A 19559-nucleotide genomic window follows, 5' to 3' on the forward strand; every position below is an offset into this window, starting at 1 on the left:
ACTCAATGAACCCACAACCACCGCCCAGAGCCCGCTGCCTCCAACAACATGACCCTGGACCCTGCAACAGGAGCGCACGTGATGGACGAGGCCAGGCTTAACGATTTCATGGGCAAACTGGTGAGCGACATGGGCGGCGCGGCCATGCTCGCCAATGTCATCCTCGGCGAAGAGCTCGGCCTGTATCGGGCCATGGCCGACAGCCAACTGATCAGCCCCGAGGCCCTTGCGGGCAAAACCGGCTGTAACGCCCGCCTGCTACGCGAATGGCTCAGCGCCCATGCGGCTTCGGGCTACATGGAACACCACGACGGCCAGTTCCGCCTGCCGGAAGAACAAGCGCTGGCGTTGGCGATCGAAGCGTCGCCGGTGTACGTGGCGGGGGGTGTCGGCGTGGTCGCGTCGTTCTTCCACGACAAGGATAAACTGGTCAACGCCATGCGCGGCAACGGCGCCCTGCCCTGGGGGGACCACCATCCGTGCATGTTCAGCGGCACCGAGCGTTTTTTCCGGCCCGGGTATCGCGCACACCTGGTGGCCGAATGGTTGCCGGCCCTGGACGGCGTAGTCGAAAAACTGCAGGCCGGTGCCAAGGTGGCGGACATCGGCTGCGGACACGGCGCCTCGACGGTGATCATGGCGCAGGCGTTCCCGCAGTCGCAGTTCGTTGGCTTCGACTACCATGCTCCGTCCGTGAGCGTCGCCACCCAGCGTGCCGAGGAAGGCGGTGTGTCCGACAGGGCGCGGTTCTTCCAGGGTACCGCGAAGAGTTACCCCGGCAATGACTATGACCTCGTCTGTTACTTTGATTGCCTGCACGATATGGGCGACCCGGTGGGCGCGGCCCGTCATGCCTGCCAGTCGCTGAAACCCAACGGCACGGTGCTGCTGGTCGAACCCTTCGCCAACGACCGGCTCGACGACAATATCACCCCGGTGGGACGGCTTTTCTACGCCGCCTCGACTTTTATCTGCACGCCCAATTCGCTGTCCCAGGAAGTCGGGCTCGGGCTCGGCGCCCAGGCAGGCGAGGCACGATTGCGCCAGGTGTTCACCGAGGCGGGGTTCAGCACATTCCGCCGGGCGACAGAAACGCCGTTCAACCTGATTCTGGAGGCGAGGAAATAAGCCCTACTTTCCCCTTCCTGTAGGAGCGAGCATGTCGAGGCGTCGAACCGTCGCGATGGCGGTGTATCAGCCAATACAGTTTTGAATGACACACCGCATCGCGATCTCGCTCCTACAGGGGTGTGTTTGAGGTGGTAACCTGCATGGATTCAAGGTGACCCGGAGTATTGAACATGCTCGACCGCCCGATCCATGACCAGCTTGATCGCCTCCAGCACTTCATGGCCGAGCAGCCATTCGCGGTACTGACCGGCGCCGGCATCAGCACCCCGTCCGGTATTCCTGACTACCGCGACAACCAGGGCGTGCGCCGGGGCCGGCAACCGATGATGTACCAGGAATTCCTCGGTGCCCCGGAGTCCCGCCGCCGTTACTGGGCCCGGGCCATGCTCGGCTGGCCGCGGGTGCGCCAGGCGCAACCTAATGCGGCGCACGAAGCCCTGGCCACGCTGCAAGGCACGCGGCAGATAGGCGGCCTGATCACCCAGAACGTCGACACCTTGCACGACCAGGCCGGCAGTCGCCATGTGATCGAACTGCATGGCAGCCTGCATCGGGTGCTGTGTCTGGACTGCGGGCAGCGCAGCGAGCGTGATTCGATCCAGCGGTTGATGGAGGCGCAGAACCCCTATCTGGCCGGCGTCGACGCCGTGCAGGCACCCGATGGCGACACCCTGCTCGATGCAGCGTTCGAGGCACGTTTCCAGGTGCCGCACTGCCCCCACTGCGCCGGGGAACGGATGAAACCGGACGTGGTGTTTTTTGGTGAGAACGTGGCGCAGCAGACGGCGGCCAAGGCCATGGAATCGGTCGAAAACGCCGCAGGGCTATTGGTGGTCGGCTCTTCGCTAATGGCCTACTCGGCCTTCCGCCTGTGCCGGGCGGTGGTGGATCAGGGCAAGCCGCTGATCGCGATCAACCTGGGTAAGACCCGGGCAGACGATTTGCTCGACCTGAAGATCGAGGGCTCCTGCGAGCAGTTGTTGCCGTTGCTGGTGCAGCGACTGAACACCTGAACTCCCCGATCCCCTGTAGGAGCGGTGATTACAAGTTCCACGACTCGCGAAGCACATCAAACAACGCCTGGGCCGCCGCAGACAGCTCCACCCCGGGCTTGGTCAGCACGCCAATCGCCCGTTCCACCACGGGTTCCTGCAAGGTGATGCAGCGTGCGCCCAGTTCGCGCATCTGCCCGGCGCACAAAGCCGGTACCGCGCTCACCCCCAGGCCGCTGGCGACCATGCGGCCCACCGTCGCCAGTTGATGGCTTTCGAACTCCACCGGCAGCTTCATGCCCCGCGCCTGCAAATGTTCTTCGAGCATCACCCGTACCGTCGAGGGTCGTTGCAGGGTGATGAACGGCTGTTCCAGCAGCGTCTGGAAGTCGATGTCTTCGCGGCTGGCAAATGGCGAATCCAGCGGCACCACCGCGACAAACCGATCGCGATACAACGGCGTGAACTCAAGGGAGGTGGTCATGCTCGGCTCGAACGCCACGCCCAGTTCCACCTGCCGATCGCGCACCAGCTCCAGCACCTGCTCGTTGATCACGTCGTTGACCGTGACGTTGACGTTCGGATAGCGGGCGCGGAAGGTCTTGAGGATCGGCGGCAGCAGGTTGCCGGCAAAGGAAGGCATCGCCGCCAGGGTCACGCGACCGCGTTGCAGGGTAAACCGCTGGCGCAGTTCATCCTCGGCGTTGTCCCAGTCGGCGATCAAACGACGGGCGAGTGGCACCAGCGCCTCGCCCTCGGCGGTGAGTGCCACATTGCGCGTGTTGCGCGTAAACAGACGGCCGCCCAGCCCCTCCTCCAACGCCTTGATGGTCAGGCTCAGGGCCGATTGCGACAGGTGCAAGCGCTCACAGGCCACGGCAAAGCTCAGGCTCTGGGCCACGGCGAGGAAAGCGCGGATCTGCTTGACGGTCATATCCTGAGGCTCCAGTTGTAAGCTACAAGCTTTAAGCTGCAAGCGTGAAGCGGTGTTTTGTTGAGTTTTATCTATCAATCAACCTTAAAAATCAACTTAACAAATGAATATCCCGGCGAGACACTTCATTCCATACGGCTAGCCAGCCGCCCACAAAGAATAAAAGAGGTGCATATGGCAGGTTTCGACAAGCGCGTGAGTTCCTACGAGGAAGCTCTGGCAGGTCTTGAAGACGGCATGACCGTGATCGCGGGTGGCTTCGGCCTGTGCGGTATTCCGGAAAACCTCATTGCCGAGATCAAGCGCAAGGGCACCCGCGACCTCACCGTGGTCTCCAACAACTGCGGTGTCGACGGTTTTGGCCTGGGTGTGCTGCTGACCGACCGGCAGATCAGCAAGGTCGTGGCCTCCTACGTGGGCGAGAACAAGCTGTTCGAAGAGCAACTGCTCAAAGGCGAGATCGAGGTCATCCTGACCCCGCAAGGCACCCTTGCCGAAAAAATGCGTGCTGGCGGTGCCGGCATTCCGGCCTTCTTTACCGCCACCGGCGTCGGCACCCCGGTTGCAGAAGGCAAGGAAGTTCGCGAATTCCACGGCCGTAAATACCTGATGGAAGAGTCCATCACCGGCGACTTCGCCATCGTCAAGGGCTGGAAGGCCGACCACTTCGGCAACGTGATCTATCGTCACACCGCCCAGAACTTCAACCCGCTGGCCGCTACGGCGGGCAAGATCACCGTGGTCGAAGTCGAAGAAATCGTCGAACCCGGCGAGCTGGACCCGGCGCAGATCCACACCCCTGGCATCTACGTCGACCGGATCATCTGCGGCACGTTCGAAAAACGCATCGAACAACGCACCGTACGCAAGTGATCCTCTGCCCCCGGACCGAATGAAGGAATAACAACAATGGCACTTTCCCGCGAACAAATGGCTCAACGCGTCGCCCGTGAAATGCAGGACGGCTTCTACGTGAACCTGGGCATCGGCATTCCGACCCTGGTCGCCAACTACATTCCCGAAGGCATGGAAGTCATGCTGCAATCGGAGAACGGCCTGCTCGGCATGGGCCCGTTTCCTACCGAAGAAACGATCGATGCCGACATGATCAACGCCGGCAAGCAAACCGTGACCGCGCGTATTGGCGCTTCGATCTTTTCGTCCGCCGAATCCTTCGCGATGATTCGCGGCGGTCATGTCGACCTGACCGTGCTGGGCGCCTTCGAAGTGGATGTGCAAGGCAATATCGCTTCGTGGATGATTCCCGGCAAACTGGTTAAAGGCATGGGCGGCGCCATGGACCTGGTAGCCGGCGCCGACAACATCATCGTCATCATGACCCACGCCTCCAAGGACGGTGAATCCAAGCTCTTGTCCCAATGCAGCCTGCCGCTGACCGGCGCGGGCTGCATCAAGCGCGTACTGACCGACCTCGCTTACCTGGAAATCGAAAACGGCGCGTTCATTCTCAAGGAACGTGCGCCAGGTGTCAGCGTCGAGGAAATCGTTGCCAAAACCGCCGGTAAACTGATCGTGCCAGAGCACGTTCCAGAAATGCAGTTCGCTGACCAGTGAGGAATCCTTCCATGCAAGAAGTCGTCATTGTTGCCGCCACGCGCACCGCAATCGGCAGTTTCCAGGGTTCGCTGGCCAGCGTATCCGCCGTGGACCTGGGTGCCGCGGTGATCCGCCAGTTGCTGGCACAAACCGGCCTGGACCCTGCCGAAGTCGATGAAGTGATCATGGGCCAGGTCTTGACCGCCGGCGCCGGGCAGAACCCTGCGCGCCAGGCCTCGATCAAGGCTGGCCTGCCCTTCGCCGTCCCGGCGATGACCCTGAACAAGGTCTGCGGCTCGGGCCTCAAGGCCCTGCACCTGGCCACCCAAGCGATCCGTTGCGGCGATGCCGACGTGATCATTGCCGGCGGCCAGGAAAGCATGAGCCTGGCCAATTACGTGATGCCCGGCGCGCGCACCGGCCTGCGCATGGGTCACGCCCAGATTGTCGACACCATGATCAGCGATGGCCTGTGGGATGCGTTCAACGACTACCACATGGGCATCACCGCCGAGAATCTGGTCGAGAAATACAACATCAGCCGCGAACAACAGGATGCTTTCGCCGCCGCTTCTCAGCAAAAAGCCACGGCCGCCATCGAGTCCGGACGGTTCGTCGATGAGATCACGCCGATCCTGATCCCGCAGCGCAGGGGCGAGCCGCTGTCCTTCGCCACCGACGAGCAGCCACGGGCAGGCACCACTGCCGAATCCCTGGGCAAGCTCAAAGCCGCCTTCAAGAAGGACGGCTCGGTGACCGCCGGCAACGCCTCGTCCTTGAACGACGGCGCCGCCGCCGTGATCCTGATGAGCGCCGAAAAAGCCAAGGCACTGGGCCTTCCGGTACTGGCGAAAATCGCTGCCTACGCCAACGCGGGCGTAGACCCGGCGATCATGGGCATCGGTCCGGTATCGGCCACGCGCCGTTGCCTGGACAAAGCCGGCTGGTCCATCGACCAGCTCGACCTGATCGAAGCCAACGAAGCCTTTGCCGCCCAATCGCTGGCGGTGGCCAAGGACCTGGAATGGGACCTGCAAAAGGTCAACGTCAACGGCGGCGCCATTGCCCTCGGCCACCCGATCGGTGCCTCGGGCTGCCGCGTATTGGTAACCCTGCTGCACGAGATGATCAAGCGCGACGCCAAAAAAGGTCTCGCCACCCTGTGCATCGGTGGGGGCCAAGGCGTCGCACTGGCGCTGGAACGGGCGTAACCCCAACGCGTTCGACAGGCTGTACGGGGACCCACGAAGAACCGTCGCAGCCTGGCAAAACACCCGGTGCACCTTTCGGTGTCACCGGGTTCTTTTTTTCTGGCGTTGGATCCGGGCCTGCCTGTGGGGCGTGGGCATCAGCTCAGGAATTGCAGGATCAACCAGCTATTGGCCCCACTGATCACCACAAACAGCCCCCACGCCAGCACCCGTGTCGGCAAACGATTGACGAACGGCCCCATCAACTGGTGATCGTTGGTCATGCGGATCAGCGGATACAGGGCAAACGGCAACTGCAAACTCAGCACCACCTGGCTCAACACCAACAGTTTGCCAATCGCGTTGTCGCCCATCAGCCACACGCCGATGAACGCCGGTATCAGCGCCAGTCCTCGGGTGATCAACCGGCGTTGCCAGCAGGGAATTCGCAGGTTCAGGTAACCCTCCATGATCACCTGCCCGGCGATGGTGCCGGTGAACGTCGAACTTTGCCCGGACGCCAGCAGCGCCACGCCGAACAGGACGCTGGCCAATGCTCCGCCCACCAGCGGGTCGAGCAGGTGATAGGCGTCCTGGATGTCCACCACATCGGTATGCCCGGTCTTGTGGAAGGCCGCCGCGGCGAGAATCAGGATCGCGGCGTTGACCAGCAAGGCCAGCGCCAGGGAGCCAATGGTGTCGATGCGTGCCAGTTTCACCGCATCCTGTTTGCTGGCCAGATCCTTGCCGATCATCCGCGTCTGCACGATCGAGGTGTGCAGATACAGGTTATGCGGCATCACCGTCGCCCCGAGGATCCCGATTGCCAGATACAGCGGCGCGGCGTCGCCGATGGCGGAAAGTGATGGGGTGAATCCCCGGGCAACGTCCGGCCAATAAGGTTTGATCAACAGCAGCTCTACGAAAAAGCACGCACCGATGGTGCCCACCAGCACCAGCATGATCGCTTCCAGTCGGCGAAAGCCGCGGTTCTGCAGGGCCAGCACCAGCAGGGTGTCGAACGCCGTGAGGGCGATGCCTGCACTCAGCGAGCAGCCCAACAGCAAGTGGAACGCCAGCGCACAGCCGAGCACTTCGGCGAGATCGGTGGCGATGATCGAGATTTCCGCCAGTACCCACTGTGTCCGCGCGGTTCGGGTGCTGTAGCGCTCGCGGGATAACTGCGCCAGGTCGCGCCCTGTGGCGATGCCAAGGCGTGAACACAGGCACTGCACCACCATCCCCGCCAGGCTTGCCAGCAACACCACAAATAACAGGCTGTAGCCAAAGCGCGAACCGGCCTCGATGGCGGTCGCCCAGTTGCCCGGGTCCATGTAGCCGATGGACACCAGCAGGCCTGGGCCGGCAAAACGCAGCACGCGCTTGAAGAAAGACGCATGCGGATCAACGGCAACGCTGCCCGCGACTTCCGGCGGGCAAAAAGGCGCAGTGGCGATTTTGGGCAAACTGAATTTCACGCAGGCATTCCAGAAACGGGCGGGAGGGGGCAGCTTAGACGTTTCGCGCCGATCGGACAAAGGGACAACGCCCTGTAGGAGCGGGCTTGCCCGCGATGTCAGCCCCAGACACCGCAGGCATCCAGACAGCCCACGTCACCGTTAACGACCATCGCGACGGTTCGACGCCTCGACAAGCTCGCTCCTACAGGGGTGCATGTTGTATACAAAATCAATGCGGATATAGAGCAATCCATTCATCACGGTGCTAACGTTGCCGACTCACAAGTTGGAGGTGTACGCGTGCTGTTGCTCAAACTGTTGGTCATTCCCGGTTTTCTGCTGCTGATTTCACTGGCCGGTAAACGTTGGGGTCCGAGTGTTGCGGGTTGGTTGTCGGGTTTGCCAGTGGTCGTCGGACCGATTCTGTTTTTCCTCGCCGTCGAACAGGGCGATGCGTTCGTCGCGCAGTCGGCGACGGCAGCCTTGTCGGCGATGTTTGCGATGATCGCCTTCTGCATCTGCTACGCCCAGGTCGCCCAACGTGCCGGATGGCCGTGGGCGCTGACGGTTTCATTGCTGGTCTGGGCGACGGCGGCCGGGGTGCTGTCGCTGATACCGGCCTCCCTGGTGATCTCGGTGATCGCGGCTGCAACCGCCCTGCTGGCGGCACCGTACCTGTTCCCCGCCGTGCAACCCGTGGTGTCGGGCCCTGCGCCGAAATCCGACAAATTGCTGCTGCGCATGATCGCAGGCGCCCTGCTGACCCTCGCCGTCACCTGGCTGGCGAGCACCGTCGGTGAACGCTGGAGCGGTCTGCTCGCGGTGTTTCCGGTGTTGGGCAGTGTGATGGCGGTGTTCTCCCAGCAGAGCCGCGGGCCGGCCTTCACGGCCGCCCTGCTGCGGGCGACGGCAACCGGCATGTATTCGTTTGCCGCGTTCTGCCTGGTCGTGGCGATGGCCTTGCCGAGACTGGGCCTGGGCGGTGGTTTTGCGCTCGGTATCGCGGTATCGGTGATGATGCTGGGTGTGACTAAACGCCTGTTAAACCAACCAGCCCGGACAGGATAAGGGTTGCTCAACCTGAGGCCTTTTACCCTTCCCACAAGTGACGACAAAAACCCCTTATTCCTAGATTTCTCCCACATGTTTTTCCGGTTGGCCGTCGGAAGCCCAAGGCGTAGCGTTGTCACGACAAAAGACGGTATGGCCAAGGAGAGCGCCACCATGCGATTGAACCAGCAACAAAACCCCGTAGCCTTTCAGTATGCCCAGCTCCTCGATCACGCCTATAGCGTGTTTGGCGGAAAACCATTTGCCGAGCAATGGCTGAACAGTCCTTGCAAGCATCTGGAAGGCCAGATCCCTTTGGAACTCCTCGACAACGCGCTCGGTTTCGAGCGAGTGGAAGGTTATTTGACCCGTATCGAGTACGGGGTCTATCAATGAACCCTCTGCCCTGGGATGGAAAATGGCATGCCTGGCGCCTGGATCGCGAGGCCTTTAAAAACACCTGGGCCAGCGGGGTCGGTGCGCAAAAGGCCGGTGGCCGTTGGAATCCGCCAGGGCGCCGGATCATCTATGCGTCGGCGGACCCTTCCACAGCCATTCTGGAAGTGGCAGCCCACGCCGGGTTTGACCTGATCGACAGGGTGCCCCACGTCATGACGCGTTTCGAAGTGCTGGATTCAAAACTGATCAAGATCGTTCAACCCGAAGAATTACCGAACCCCAATTGGCTGACGCCATCCCCTCCTTCCCCCAACCAGCAGCAGTTCGCCGACAGCTTGTTGGCCGAGCATCCTTTTGTGCTCATCCCTTCGGCAGTGAACGGGTGTTCCTGGAACCTGCTGGTCAGCTGCGATCTGGCGGTGGATCACTATCAACTGGTGTCTCAGCAACGTTTTGGGTTGGATACCCGATTGGTGAGGTGCGCGTGAACCCCGCAAGCACCTGACCGTCCGTTAGCTCGCGCTGGAACACGCGACAGCCTCCATGGGATGATCGCCCCCCACCGCGAGTCCACCCTGGAGAGTACGAATGTCACTGTTGAGTAAAAAAGCCGTTGTCCTGTTGCTGGCTGCGGTGGCCAGCCTGGGGACTTTGAATGCCTATGCTGCCAAGGCAGCCGATACCGGGCCGGCGCCGAAGGTTTCGCTGCTGGGCGCTAAATTCAAGTTCACCTTGCCCAAGGGCTTTGTTGCCAACCCTCTTCCGGCCAGCCCGACCGGTGCGAGCGGTACCATGTACACCAATGAGACCACCAAGACCGTGGTCATCGTCGCCGAGAACACCGTCCCCGGCGGCGTTAATGCCAAGGACAACGACGGGGCGTTCCTGGACGCCGCAGCCGCCGACTTTGCCACCGAGCAAGCCAAGGCATTGCCGGACTTCACCAAACTCAGCGAAAAAAGCTTCACACAAAAAGGCACCGGCCTGGGCGTAAGGCAAATCGACAGCACCGCCACCCAGGGCGGCGGCAAGACCCTCGATACCACACTGATGGCGGCCTCGGGCACGCGCATGGCATTGGTTCAGGTGATATCCCGCCTCAGCGACAATGCCGGCCACGAAGCGCTGATCAAGCAAATCGTCTCGGGCAAGTGAAAATCAGGGATTAAGGCGTTGCAGCCAGGCGCTCAAGTCCTGCATCTCGGTGGCACTGATGCTGTGTCCCACGCCCGGGTAGGCGTGAAACTCGGGTTTGAGTGACAGGCTCTTCAACAGGCTTTCAGCCTCGGTGCCATCGTTGAAAGGCAAGCGTTTGTCTGCCGTGCCATGGCCAATGAAGATTGCCAATGACTGGCGCTTTTCTTCAGGTTTGAGTTCGGACTTGAGCACCGGCAAGATCCGACCGCTCAACGCGGCGATCCCACCCACGGCCTCGGGGTGACGCAACGCCACTTCGTAGGACATGATCGCGCCCTGGCTGAAACCCACCAGGTAAACCTTGCCTGGCTCGGTGTGATATTTCTTCGCGGCCTGTGTGATGAAATCCAGCAACACCTGACCACTGGTTTTCAGATCTTCCGTATCACCGTTGTAGGCACCCTCGCCTTTCTTGCGAAACCACTGATAGCTGCCCTCCTGCATCACCATCGGTGCGCGCACCGACAGGTAGGTATAGCGCGCCGGAAGCTCGTCCTTGATGCCGAACAGATCCTGCTCGTTACTGCCGTAGCCGTGGAGGAAGATGACCAGCGGTTGATCGACGGAATCGGAGCTGGCCTGCTCAAGGTATTTGAGCGGCAGGTCGGTGTGCAGCATGGGTTGGGCATGGACGGTGGCGGACATCAGCAGTGCCAGCAGAGCGAGAACTTTCAACATGAGGCTTCCTTCACAAAGCGCAGGATTCGCCGCAAAGCCTAACATTGTGAAGTGCACCGGCAAGTGCTGATCGTTCCCAGCCCATGGGGAACGATCAGCCACCACTCAGTCGTTGATCAGTTTCCCGGCCCGAATCGCTTCACGCCCGGCCACCTTCGCCAGCCAGGTGCCCGGCTGGGTGTAGCGACCACGATCGATCGCGAACAACACGCCACTGGTCCCTGCGCGCACGGTGGTGACCCTGTCGCTCAACGGGTCGACCACTTCGAACAACGCATCGTCCTTCTCAACCCACTCACCCGCATTACGCAAGAAACTGACCACGCCATGGTGGGGTGCAAACAGGTATTGCGTGCCTTCGAACGGCATCCCCTCGCAACACGCATCCGGCGCCTCTGGCCAGTCGCCGGCGATGAACCCCTGCTCGGCCAGGAACCCGAGGATCGCTTCACAGTTGGCTTGAGCCTGATCGATCCGGGTGTCACCCATGCTGCCCAGCTCCAGAGTGGCCGCCAGGTTGGCCAGTGGAATGGCTGCCTCGGGAAACGCCTTGGCCAGCCGCAGCCACGGCGAAGAACAGGACTCGTCGAACGAGCTACCGCCCGAATCTTCACACAGTAGCGCAACGCCCGCCTTCAGGCACGCCGCCAACGACTGCCACTGTGGCCAGTGTTGCGGCAAGGCGTAAATGTGGATGGCCGCCTCAAAATCACAATGCAGATCAAGGGTGATGTCAGCGTCACAGGCGTGGCGCAACAAAAGGCGATGCATGGCCTCAAGCTGCGACGCAGCAGCGGGCAAGCCGTCGAGCACCTCGCCCATGGCCTGACGGATCAGTGCGATGTTGGCCTGGGCGTCGGCGCCGAGGCGATCACCGATCAACTCGGCGACCGGTGCGCTCAGTTCCACGAACGAGCGGTTGAAATTCTTGCCGCTGCCCAGCTCGAAACGGCCCATGTGGCTGCCTTGCAGGTGCTGATCGAGACCGATGGGATTGGCCACCGGCACCAGCTCGATCACGCCTTGCAACTGGCCTTGGGCTTCGAGTTCGGCCAGTCGTTTTTTCAGTTCCCAGGCAGTGCGCATCCCCGGCAGTTCGTCCGCGTGCAGACTGGCCTGGATATAGACCTTGCGCGCTCCTGTGCCATATCGGAACACGCTCAGGGTGCGTTCGGTGCCGAGGTGGCTCCAAGGGAGCGGGTGGTCGATGCGTTGCATGGGAACTCCTCAATACTCAAACAGCATGATCCCTTGTGGGATCTACCAATAGCTTTTGACTTCGACAGTGAGTGCACATAAAAAAAGTGGCCACCGCGTCAACGGGGCCACTTTTTTTCTACGGTGAATTAATGACCGTAGACGTCGAAATCAAAGTACTTGTCCTGCACCTGCTTGTACTTGCCGTTGGCACGGATTTCGGTAATAGCGGTGTTGAATTTGTCCGCCAGCTCCTTGTCACCCTTGCGTACGGCAATACCGGCACCGCCGCCGAAGTACTTGGCGTCTTCGTAGGTCGGGCCGACAAAGGCAAAGCCCTTGCCCGCATCGGTTTTCAGGAAACCGTCATCGAGGTTGACCGAGTCGGCCAGCAGCGCATCGACGCGACCGGAAACCATGTCCAGATTCGCTTCCTGCTGCGAGCCGTAACGCACCAGCTCGATACCGGCCGGCACCAGCACTTCGGTGGCAAAACGGTCGTGGGTACTGGCACGCAGCACGCCGATTTTCTTGCCCTTGAGTTCGGTGAGCGGATCCTTGATGTCGGTGCCAGCCTTCATCACGAAGCGCGCCGGGGTGTGGTAGTACTTGATGGTGAAGTCGACGTTCTTCTTGCGGTCGTCAGTGATGGTCATGGACGACAGGATCGCGTCGATTTTCTTGACCTTCAGTGCCGGGATCAGGCCATCGAACTCTTGCTCGACCCAGGTACATTTGACTTTCATCTGCTCGCACAGCGCGTCGCCGATATCGACGTCGAAACCGGTGAGTTTGCCGTCAGGGGTTTTCATCGAGAATGGCGGGTAACCGGCTTCGATACCGATACGGATCGGCTTGGCGTCATCAGCCACGGCGGTCAGGGACAACATCGACAGTGCCAGGGCACCGAACATCACTAGCTTCTTCATTTATAACTCCCGTGTACGGAGGCTTTTATTGGCAGCATTCGATTGTCAGCTTTCGGTCAGAGCTTTGTTATGTGAGAAAACCGAAGAGGCCGGCAGTCTAGAGCGGCTGTACACGGGTAAATTGTGCGCAAGCGACAAAAACTTATAAAAAAGGCGAGATCGTTTCAGCTCCGGACCTGCCCCTTATCAGGTAGCACCCGGTCCGGACGCGGGTCAGATTAATGGTTTTGCCAGATCAACATTCACAACCAATGACGGCAGCGCCTGGGAGGGGCCGAGGGACACTCAATTCAAACCCTTCATCCAGCCACCCCATCACCCCGCCGATCATTTCCTTGACCGAATAACCCAACGCGGCGAGTTTCACCGCCGCCTTATTGGCACCGTTGCAGTGCGGCCCCGCGCAATAGACCACGAAAAGCGTGGAGGTGGCGTAACCGGCTAGCTGTTCGGCGCTCAGCAACCGTCCCGGCAGGTTGATGGCGCCTGGCACATGACCGCGCTCGTATGCCAGCGGACCACGGGTGTCCACCAGGACAAAATCAATTTCACCTGCCTGTTGACTGGCGTAGACATCGGAACAATCGGTTTCAAACGTCAGGCGATTGCTGAAATGCATCAGGGCAATGGCCGACGGGGCGGCGGGGATATTGCGAACCAGACTGGTCATGGGCAGTGCTCCAGAGTTTCGATGGGGATGAGAGGACTTTAACCGCCCGCCACTTGCCGCTAAAGTGGCGCACAAGACAGCTACCGGGAATTTTACGCCAAATGCATCCCACCCCTGGATTGGTCGCCATTTTGGCGTACGACGGCCTTTGCACCTTCGAGTTCGGTATCGCCGTGGAGATCTTCGGCCTGGCGCGGCCGGAGTTCGATTTCCCTTGGTACGAACACCGCATTGCCGCAGTTGACGAGGGCCCTATGCGCGCGATGGGCGGTATTCAGGTGCTGGCCGATGGCGGCCTGGAGCTGCTCGCGGATGCCCGGACCATCATCATTCCCGGTTGGCGCGATCGCAACGCTGCGGTGCCTGATCGCTTGATCGTCGCCCTGCGTCAAGCCCATGGGCGTGGTGCACGGTTGCTCTCGATCTGCTCCGGAGTATTTGTGCTGGCGGCGACCGGCCTGCTCGACGGCCACAGCGCCACCACCCACTGGCGCTACACCACGGAACTGGCCGAGCGATACCCGAATATTCTGGTCGACCCTGACGTGCTCTACGTCGACTCCGGCCAATTGATCACCTCGGCAGGCAGCGCCGCCGGCATCGATGCCTGCCTGCACCTGGTCACACGGGATTTCGGTACACAAGTGGCCAACTCCGTGGCCCGCCGGTTGGTGATGTCGCCGCAACGCACCGGTGGCCAAGCGCAATTCATCCCGACACCCGTCAGCCCTACACCGCGCAGTGACCTATCACGCGTCATGCAGTGGGCGCGAGAGCGCTTACACGTTCCGTTGCAAGTGCGCGAGCTGGCCAGCGAAGCAGCGATGAGCGAAAGAACCTTCCTGCGCCGTTTCACCGAGGCCACCGGCCTTGCGCCTAAAGTCTGGTTACAGCACGAACGCCTGGCACGGGCACGGGAGTTGCTGGAAAGCACCCACCAAAACACTGACCAGATTGCGCAGCAGTGCGGTTATCGCTCGGTGGAGAGTTTCCGGGTGGCGTTTCGCACGGTGGTAGGCGTGCCTCCTTCAACGTACCGGGAGCGATTCGGGCGTGGGGTCAAGGCTTGCGCAACAGATAGGTATCCATGATCCATCCATGGGCCGCTCTCGCCGCCTTGCGTACCCGCTCGATTTCATCCGCCACGTCCTCGAGCTTACCGTTGATGAGAATTTCATCCGGTGTGCCCAGGTAGGCCCCCCAATAGATTTCCGTATCTCGATCCACCACCTGCTGGTAGGAATTCTGCGCATCGAGCATCACCACCAGGCTGTCGGCGTCGCTCACTTGCCCGGCTGCCAACCGTCGACCCGTGGTGATTTCGATCGAACGACCAATACTGTTCAGCGGCACCTTGTGTTGCGCCGCAAGCGCCTGGACGCTGGTGATGCCTGGAATCACGTCGAACTCAAACGTGCATCGCCCCGACGCCAGGATCGCGCGCAGGATCCGGATGGTGCTGTCGTATAGCGCCGGATCACCCCACACCAGGAAGCCGCCGCACTGGTCGTCAGAGAGTTCTTCACTGATCAGCCGCTCGAAGGTGCGCTGCTTTGCAAGGTTCAGATCCTCCACACTCGCCTTGTAGTCCACATCGCCGTGCTCACGTTCCGGACTGTGGGCTTCAACAAACCGGTAGGTATGATCGCTGATGTAGGTTTCGCAAATCTCGCGGCGCAGGTCGATGAGTGTGTCCTTGCTCTGCCCCTTGTCCATGAGAAAAAACACATCCACTTGATTGAGCGCCTTCACGGCCTGCATCGTGATGTAGTCAGGGTTGCCGGCGCCGATGCCGATGACCATCAGTTTTTTCATTAACGCGAACCCTCAAGGTCAGCCCCTGGCAAACGCAGGCGCCAACGCCCGTTGAACCGCAAGTCGATGGCGGACAGAGGCTCAACATCGATGTGATTGAAAGCTGGACTCTGCAACACCTGAGTCAAGGCCGCACGAATGACAAAGGGATGCGTCACGGCAACGATATGGCCCGGCGTGGCTTCCAGTGTCGCCAGCCATGCCCCTACCCGCTCACCGAGTTGCGCCACCGACTCACCGCCATGGGGCGTCGCGTGCGGGTCATCGAGCCAGGCCTGCAGCGCCTCGGGTTCGGCGCTTTGCAGATCGCTGATCCGTGCACCTTTCCAACGGCCAAAATTGCAGTCTTGCAGCGCCTCGACAATCACCGCACCGCTGCCGCATAAAACGGCGGTTTGTCGCGTACGCAGTTCCGGGGCGCAGAAAAGACGCAGCCGGCCCTTGAACTGGCCGCCCAAGCAGCCGCTCGCTGACTGCCAATCCATCTCTAACGGCTCATCCTTAGGAAAACACGCTAATTTTTGTGCGACGGTTCTTGCGTGACACAACAAAGTCAAACGGGTCGACTGCACGGAAAATCACTCGGTTAAGGAAACTCAACGACATGAAGCGTTCGAACAGGCCTGATTGTGCCGTAAGAAAGGTGATCGAGGGCGATCGTTTCATCTCGAAAGTACACTTGCCAGCTATTAAAACAGCGATCTCCGACAGCCTTATCAGCGAGGGCCTACAAGACTGACTGACAGGCGCGTAACCCAAGACTGACGGGGATTTCATACCTGGATAATGCGGTAAACAACCTCGCAAAAATTCACTAGACAGGGGACGCAGGTTAAATAAATACTGCTGTAACGGATTATGAAATGTAAACAAACCCCTCATCCAGCAGGAGCCCGGATGCCCTCCCCGCAACACCAACCAACGTCTCTATAATCCTGATCGATGCGGTGCTGGCCACAGTGGCATAGACGCAGTACTGCCTCAGCTGATTAAAAACAAGAGCGGCGCCTGAAGACCAAAAGCGACCGCCGACTCAATGCGTGGAAACCGACAGTGATAGTCAGGTTCGTGCCCAGCGCCGAACCCATTGATACAGGAGTGCATCCATGCTGGTCATACGCCCAGTGGAGTTAACCGACCTGCCCCAGTTGCAACGACTGGCTCACGACAGCCTCATCGGCGTGACGTCCCTGCCGGACAACGCCGAGCGCCTGCACGAACGGATCGTTGATTCGTGCAACTCATTCGATCAGGACGTGCGGTCTCCTGGTGGGCAAAACTACTTTTTCGTACTGCAGGACCTGACAAACCAACACCTGGCCGGCTGTTCGGAAATCCTCGCCACCGCCGGGTTCGACGAACCGTTCCATAGCCTGCGCAACCGACACTTCACCAGCGCCTCGCGGGAGCTGAACATCGAGCATGGCGTACCGGCGCTGTCGTTGTGTCATGACCTCAACGGCCACACCCTGTTGCGTGGTTTTCATATCGATGCGCCGCTGGTGCGCTCACCGGCCTCCGAACTGTTATCCCGGGCGCGCCTGATGTTCATCGCCGCCCATCCGCAGCGCTTTGCGCAAGCAGTCATCACCGAGATTGTCGGCTACAGCGACGCCGAAGGCCGGTCGCCCTTCTGGGACGCCGTGGGCAAGCACTTCTTCGACCTGCCCTACGCCGAAGCCGAGCGTCTTTGCGGGCTGGAAAGCCGTACCTTCCTGGCCGAACTGATGCCGCAATATCCGATCTACGTACCGATGCTCCCGCAGCCGGCACAGGATTGCATCGGTCGTATTCACCCCGACGGCCAGGACGCTTTCGATATCCTGGAGCGCGAGGGGTTCGAGACCAACAGCTACATCGACCTCTTCGACGGCGGCCCGACCTTGCATGCACGTCTGGCCGATATCCGCTCGATTGCGCAGAGCAAGGTCGACACCGTCCTGCGCAACGACAGCATCGATGCACGCGGTCGCTACCTGGTCAGTAACGAATCGTTGAAAGGTTTTCGTGCCATCGTCGCCGAGCTGGACTACCACGCCGGGCAACCGGTGTCCCTGGATGGCGAGATGTGCGCGGCCCTGAAGGTGACCGACGGCAGCCTGGTGCGGGTGATCGCCCTGTGAGCGCCTTGCGGACAGAGGTTCGATGCTCGCGGCAGCCAATGGAAGGAAGGGCTCCATGATCGTCCGCCCCGCGCGAATCACAGACCTCGCCGCCTTGTTGACACTGGCTCGGCAAGCCGTACCTGTGCTGGCCGCCCTGCCCGCCGACGAGGAACGCCTGGCCCACCGCCTGCGCTGGACACAAAGGGCCTTCGCCGGACAGATCGAACGGGCCGACGCCGATTACCTGTTCGTGCTCGAGGACGACGATCAGCAGGTCGTCGGCATCAGCGCCCTGACGGGAGCCATTGGCTTGCGCGAACCCTGGTACAACTATCGGGTCGGGATGACCGTCCGATCCTGCCCTGATCTGGGCATCCAGCGACAGATTCCGACATTGTTCCTGAACAACGAAATGACCGGCCAATCGGAAGTCCGCTCGTTGTTCCTGCGCCCTGATCAACGTCGAGGCAGCAACGGAAGGTTGCTGTCCCTGGGGCGTTTGTTGTTCGTGGCGGAATTTGCCGAACTGTTCGGTGAAAAGCTTATTGCCGAGCTGCGCGGCCGAGCCGATGAGCAAGGCTGCTCTCCCTTCTGGGACAGCCTGGGTCGGCACTTCTTCAAAATGGACTTCAACCACGCCCATCAATTGTCGAGGCTGGGCAGCAAGGCTTCCATCGCCGAGCTGATGCCACGCCAGCCACTTTACACCTGCCTGCTCACCGAACAGGCCCAGGCGGTCATCGGCAAGGCCCACCCCAACACCGAGCCGGCGATGAAAATCCTCACCGATGAAGGCTTCACTCACGAAGGCTATGTCGATATCTTCGATGCCGGTCCCGTCATCGAGGCGCCCCTGGCGAAGATCCGTAGCGTACGGGACAGCCAGGCGCTTGTGCTGGCAATCGGCACGCCGGACGACCATGCACCCGTCTGGCTGATCCACAATCGCCGGTTGGAAAACTGCCGCATTACCACGGCTCCCGCAAAGCCGGTGGGCAACAGTCTGATGGTCGACAGGCTTACCGCCAAACGCCTGCAGTTGCAGCCGGGTGACTCGGTTCGCGCGGTGCCGCTGCTCTGCCACCAGGCGCGAGCGGTTGCCGCCTGAATGGCCTGATCTTCCTGCATCCGGGGCTTCAAAATGAAAAGTCCGACAAATTGGTCATCATAATTTCCCCCGTGGCGTGATAGCCTTTTGCGTCTTCGGCGTTGACACTCTTGCTCAAGCCTTTCCATTCCTTTGTATTGGTGGAACTTATATGTCCAGGCTTTCCCATCAAGATTTGCGCCGCAACTTCCGTGAACTGTTCGCTTCCAACAAGTGCTATCACACAGCGTCGGTCTTCGATCCGATGTCGGCACGCATCGCCGCAGACCTGGGCTTTGAGGTCGGGATCCTCGGTGGTTCGGTCGCCTCTTTGCAGGTGCTGGGCGCCCCCGACTTCGCCCTGATCACCCTCAGCGAATTCGCCGAGCAGGCCACCCGCATCGGTCGCGTCGCTCAATTGCCATTCATCGCCGACGCCGACCACGGCTACGGCAACGCGCTTAACGTCATGCGCACCATCGTCGAACTGGAACGCGCCGGCGTCGCCGCCCTGACCATCGAAGACACGCTGCTACCAGCGCAATTTGGCCGAAAATCCACGGACTTGATCGGCGTCGCCGAAGGCGTCGGCAAGATCCGCGCTGCCCTGGAAGCACGGGTCGACACCGAAATGGCCATCGTTGCTCGCACCAACGCCGGTATCCTGCCGGTGCAGGAAGTCATCAGCCGTACCCGGCAGTATCAAAAAGCCGGTGCAGACGGCATCTGCATGGTCGGCGTCCGTGATTTCGACCACCTGGAGCAGATCGCCGAGCACCTGAGCGTGCCGCTGATGCTGGTGACGTACGGCAATCCGCTGCTGCGCGACGATGATCGCCTCGCGGAACTGGGCGTACGTGTCGTGATCGACGGGCACGGTGCTTACTTCGCGGCCATCAAGGCGACCTATGACAGCTTGCGCGAACAACGCCAAATCTTCACCCAGGCCTCGGACCTGAGCGCGACGGAACTGACCCACACTTACACGCAGCCCGAGGAATACATCCGTTACGCGGAAGAATTCATGAGCGTGAAGGAATAACCCTGCACGCCCCCTATCCTGTAGGAGCGAGCTTGCTCGCGATGGTCTCCAGAACGCCGTTGGGTGTCAGATACCCGCGTCATCGTTGACGACCATCGCGACGGTTCGACGCCTCGACATGCTCGC

General features: G+C 60.7%; 21 protein-coding genes. 13 read left to right on the plus strand and 8 right to left on the minus strand.

Annotation, left to right across the window (positions count from 1 at the left end; genetic code table 11):
- The first annotated feature begins 81 nt into the window (after positions 1-81).
- Together AB4N64_RS14120 and AB4N64_RS14125 are read left to right on the plus strand one after the other, a co-directional pair.
- A complete protein-coding gene (locus AB4N64_RS14120) occupies positions 82-1128 on the plus strand; it encodes a class I SAM-dependent methyltransferase (protein ID WP_460126435.1) in 1047 nt (348 codons plus the stop codon).
- Positions 1129-1301: 173 nt separating this feature from the next.
- Positions 1302-2144, plus strand: coding sequence for an NAD-dependent protein deacetylase (locus tag AB4N64_RS14125; protein ID WP_460126437.1), 843 nt, complete (start codon positions 1302-1304; stop codon positions 2142-2144).
- 28 nt (positions 2145-2172) lie between these two features.
- Here the strand turns inward: AB4N64_RS14125 and AB4N64_RS14130 are convergent, their stop codons facing one another.
- The gene (locus AB4N64_RS14130; protein WP_460126439.1) at positions 2173-3057 is read right to left on the minus strand and encodes a LysR substrate-binding domain-containing protein; all 885 of its coding nucleotides are present in this window, start codon (positions 3055-3057) and stop codon (positions 2173-2175) included.
- A 174-nt stretch (positions 3058-3231) separates the two neighbouring features.
- On the opposite strand from AB4N64_RS14130, the gene AB4N64_RS14135 reads away from it, so the two are divergent.
- The 3 genes from AB4N64_RS14135 to AB4N64_RS14145 are packed head-to-tail and all read left to right on the plus strand — an operon-like array spanning position 3232 to position 5825.
- Positions 3232-3930, plus strand: a complete 699-nt coding sequence (locus AB4N64_RS14135; RefSeq protein WP_007975747.1) for a CoA transferase subunit A — start codon at positions 3232-3234, stop codon at positions 3928-3930.
- A 36-nt stretch (positions 3931-3966) separates the two neighbouring features.
- On the plus strand, positions 3967-4632 hold the full coding sequence (locus tag AB4N64_RS14140; RefSeq protein ID WP_460126441.1) for a CoA transferase subunit B: 666 nt from the start codon (positions 3967-3969) through the stop codon (positions 4630-4632).
- A gap of 11 nt (positions 4633-4643) precedes the next feature.
- Positions 4644-5825, plus strand: coding sequence for an acetyl-CoA C-acetyltransferase (locus AB4N64_RS14145; RefSeq protein ID WP_460126443.1), 1182 nt, complete (start codon positions 4644-4646; stop codon positions 5823-5825).
- Positions 5826-5962: 137 nt separating this feature from the next.
- Here AB4N64_RS14145 and AB4N64_RS14150 read toward each other — a convergent pair whose 3' ends face one another.
- Positions 5963-7282: an Nramp family divalent metal transporter gene (locus tag AB4N64_RS14150; RefSeq protein WP_460126445.1), complete on the minus strand. Its 1320-nt coding sequence runs from the start codon at positions 7280-7282 to the stop codon at positions 5963-5965.
- Between the two features lie 282 nt (positions 7283-7564).
- Here AB4N64_RS14150 and AB4N64_RS14155 point away from each other — a divergent pair, with 282 nt between their 5' ends.
- From AB4N64_RS14155 to AB4N64_RS14170, 4 genes are all read left to right on the plus strand, one after another.
- Entirely contained in the window at positions 7565-8332 is a 768-nt protein-coding gene (locus tag AB4N64_RS14155) for a hypothetical protein (RefSeq protein WP_460126447.1), read from the plus strand.
- Between the two features lie 156 nt (positions 8333-8488).
- The gene (locus AB4N64_RS14160) at positions 8489-8710 is read left to right on the plus strand and encodes an antitoxin Xre/MbcA/ParS toxin-binding domain-containing protein (RefSeq protein ID WP_460126449.1); all 222 of its coding nucleotides are present in this window, start codon (positions 8489-8491) and stop codon (positions 8708-8710) included.
- Positions 8707-9201, plus strand: a complete 495-nt coding sequence (locus AB4N64_RS14165; RefSeq protein WP_460126451.1) for an RES family NAD+ phosphorylase — start codon at positions 8707-8709, stop codon at positions 9199-9201. Before AB4N64_RS14160 ends, AB4N64_RS14165 begins: the two co-directional genes overlap by 4 nt.
- Before the next feature lie 100 nt (positions 9202-9301).
- Positions 9302-9868: a hypothetical protein gene (locus AB4N64_RS14170; RefSeq protein WP_460126453.1), complete on the plus strand. Its 567-nt coding sequence runs from the start codon at positions 9302-9304 to the stop codon at positions 9866-9868.
- Between the two features lie 3 nt (positions 9869-9871).
- On the opposite strand, the gene AB4N64_RS14175 is transcribed toward AB4N64_RS14170, so the two are convergent.
- The 4 genes from AB4N64_RS14175 to AB4N64_RS14190 all read right to left on the minus strand — a co-directional run bounded on the left by AB4N64_RS14175 (position 9872) and on the right by AB4N64_RS14190 (position 13384).
- The gene (locus AB4N64_RS14175; RefSeq protein WP_460126455.1) at positions 9872-10588 is read right to left on the minus strand and encodes an alpha/beta hydrolase; all 717 of its coding nucleotides are present in this window, start codon (positions 10586-10588) and stop codon (positions 9872-9874) included.
- A 105-nt stretch (positions 10589-10693) separates the two neighbouring features.
- Positions 10694-11806, minus strand: coding sequence for a succinylglutamate desuccinylase/aspartoacylase family protein (locus tag AB4N64_RS14180; protein WP_460126457.1), 1113 nt, complete (start codon positions 11804-11806; stop codon positions 10694-10696).
- A 128-nt stretch (positions 11807-11934) separates the two neighbouring features.
- Positions 11935-12714, minus strand: coding sequence for an ABC transporter substrate-binding protein (locus AB4N64_RS14185; RefSeq protein WP_460126459.1), 780 nt, complete (start codon positions 12712-12714; stop codon positions 11935-11937).
- A 235-nt stretch (positions 12715-12949) separates the two neighbouring features.
- Complete coding sequence (locus AB4N64_RS14190) at positions 12950-13384, minus strand: rhodanese-like domain-containing protein (RefSeq protein WP_460126461.1); 435 nt, start codon at positions 13382-13384, stop codon at positions 12950-12952.
- 101 nt (positions 13385-13485) lie between these two features.
- Here AB4N64_RS14190 and ftrA point away from each other — a divergent pair, with 101 nt between their 5' ends.
- Positions 13486-14475 (plus strand): transcriptional regulator FtrA, encoded by a 990-nt coding sequence (gene ftrA / locus AB4N64_RS14195; protein WP_460126463.1) that lies wholly within the window; start codon positions 13486-13488, stop codon positions 14473-14475.
- On the opposite strand, the gene cobF is transcribed toward ftrA, so the two are convergent.
- Positions 14444-15199 (minus strand): precorrin-6A synthase (deacetylating), encoded by a 756-nt coding sequence (gene cobF, locus AB4N64_RS14200; RefSeq protein WP_460126465.1) that lies wholly within the window; start codon positions 15197-15199, stop codon positions 14444-14446. The genes ftrA and cobF overlap by 32 nt on opposite strands.
- Positions 15199-15771, minus strand: coding sequence for a histidine phosphatase family protein (locus AB4N64_RS14205; RefSeq protein WP_460126467.1), 573 nt, complete (start codon positions 15769-15771; stop codon positions 15199-15201). The genes cobF and AB4N64_RS14205 overlap by 1 nt, the downstream gene beginning before the upstream one ends.
- A gap of 534 nt (positions 15772-16305) precedes the next feature.
- Between AB4N64_RS14205 and AB4N64_RS14210 the strand changes: the two genes are divergently transcribed.
- The 3 genes from AB4N64_RS14210 (at position 16306) to AB4N64_RS14220 (ending at position 19433) form a co-directional block, all read left to right on the plus strand.
- A complete protein-coding gene (locus AB4N64_RS14210) occupies positions 16306-17322 on the plus strand; it encodes an arginine N-succinyltransferase (protein WP_460126469.1) in 1017 nt (338 codons plus the stop codon).
- Positions 17323-17377: 55 nt separating this feature from the next.
- Entirely contained in the window at positions 17378-18412 is a 1035-nt protein-coding gene (gene astA / locus AB4N64_RS14215) for an arginine N-succinyltransferase (protein ID WP_460126471.1), read from the plus strand.
- A 151-nt stretch (positions 18413-18563) separates the two neighbouring features.
- Positions 18564-19433: an isocitrate lyase/PEP mutase family protein gene (locus AB4N64_RS14220; protein ID WP_460126473.1), complete on the plus strand. Its 870-nt coding sequence runs from the start codon at positions 18564-18566 to the stop codon at positions 19431-19433.
- Positions 19434-19559 lie beyond the last annotated feature (126 nt).

Source organism: Pseudomonas sp. S2_C03 (assembly GCF_054668405.1).

Excerpts from the sequence above, each read along its gene's own strand:
- AB4N64_RS14180 (WP_460126457.1), bottom strand. The coding sequence starts at position 11,806 with ATGCAACGCATCGACCACCCGCTCCCTTGGAGCCACCTCGGCACCGAA.
- astA (WP_460126471.1), top strand. The coding sequence starts at position 17,378 with ATGATCGTCCGCCCCGCGCGAATCACAGACCTCGCCGCCTTGTTGACA.
- AB4N64_RS14135 (WP_007975747.1), top strand. The coding sequence starts at position 3,232 with ATGGCAGGTTTCGACAAGCGCGTGAGTTCCTACGAGGAAGCTCTGGCA.
- ftrA (WP_460126463.1), top strand. The coding sequence starts at position 13,486 with ATGCATCCCACCCCTGGATTGGTCGCCATTTTGGCGTACGACGGCCTT.
- AB4N64_RS14210 (WP_460126469.1), top strand. The coding sequence starts at position 16,306 with ATGCTGGTCATACGCCCAGTGGAGTTAACCGACCTGCCCCAGTTGCAA.
- AB4N64_RS14190 (WP_460126461.1), bottom strand. The coding sequence starts at position 13,384 with ATGACCAGTCTGGTTCGCAATATCCCCGCCGCCCCGTCGGCCATTGCC.
- AB4N64_RS14160 (WP_460126449.1), top strand. The coding sequence starts at position 8,489 with ATGCGATTGAACCAGCAACAAAACCCCGTAGCCTTTCAGTATGCCCAG.
- AB4N64_RS14140 (WP_460126441.1), top strand. The coding sequence starts at position 3,967 with ATGGCACTTTCCCGCGAACAAATGGCTCAACGCGTCGCCCGTGAAATG.
- AB4N64_RS14185 (WP_460126459.1), bottom strand. The coding sequence starts at position 12,714 with ATGAAGAAGCTAGTGATGTTCGGTGCCCTGGCACTGTCGATGTTGTCC.
- AB4N64_RS14170 (WP_460126453.1), top strand. The coding sequence starts at position 9,302 with ATGTCACTGTTGAGTAAAAAAGCCGTTGTCCTGTTGCTGGCTGCGGTG.
- AB4N64_RS14175 (WP_460126455.1), bottom strand. The coding sequence starts at position 10,588 with ATGTTGAAAGTTCTCGCTCTGCTGGCACTGCTGATGTCCGCCACCGTC.
- AB4N64_RS14220 (WP_460126473.1), top strand. The coding sequence starts at position 18,564 with ATGTCCAGGCTTTCCCATCAAGATTTGCGCCGCAACTTCCGTGAACTG.
- AB4N64_RS14165 (WP_460126451.1), top strand. The coding sequence starts at position 8,707 with ATGAACCCTCTGCCCTGGGATGGAAAATGGCATGCCTGGCGCCTGGAT.
- AB4N64_RS14130 (WP_460126439.1), bottom strand. The coding sequence starts at position 3,057 with ATGACCGTCAAGCAGATCCGCGCTTTCCTCGCCGTGGCCCAGAGCCTG.
- AB4N64_RS14125 (WP_460126437.1), top strand. The coding sequence starts at position 1,302 with ATGCTCGACCGCCCGATCCATGACCAGCTTGATCGCCTCCAGCACTTC.
- AB4N64_RS14145 (WP_460126443.1), top strand. The coding sequence starts at position 4,644 with ATGCAAGAAGTCGTCATTGTTGCCGCCACGCGCACCGCAATCGGCAGT.
- AB4N64_RS14120 (WP_460126435.1), top strand. The coding sequence starts at position 82 with ATGGACGAGGCCAGGCTTAACGATTTCATGGGCAAACTGGTGAGCGAC.
- cobF (WP_460126465.1), bottom strand. The coding sequence starts at position 15,199 with ATGAAAAAACTGATGGTCATCGGCATCGGCGCCGGCAACCCTGACTAC.